Below are 257 nucleotides of genomic sequence, written 5' to 3'. Positions count from 1 at the left end.
CTTGTTAGGGAGAACCCTAAGACCCCAAAATATATTTTATAAAGGAGAATAAAATGGCAAATAGATTTAGAAATGAAAGAATAGAAATAAAACTAACCAAAGAAGAAAAAGAAGTTTTTGAAAAGAAAATGAAACTTGCTAATTGCAAAACTATGTCCCACTTTCTTAGGAAATGTGTATTAGAAAAAGAGATATATGTAGTAGATTTAGAACCGTTTAGAAACCTGCAATGGCTACTTTCAAATGCAACAAATAAT

1 pseudogene is annotated in these 257 nt (G+C 28.8%); it reads left to right on the top strand.

The features are described from left to right. Nucleotides 1–53: 53 nt before the first annotated feature. Nucleotides 54–257 (top strand): annotated as a pseudogene (locus HMPREF3045_RS02340) (plasmid mobilization relaxosome protein MobC); the annotation flags it as partial.

Origin of the sequence: Anaerococcus sp. HMSC075B03 (genome assembly GCF_001815585.1) — a bacterium.
Classification (GTDB): Bacteria; Bacillota; Clostridia; order Tissierellales; family Peptoniphilaceae; genus Anaerococcus; species Anaerococcus vaginalis.
This window is presented reverse-complemented; position numbering and strand designations above follow the sequence as displayed.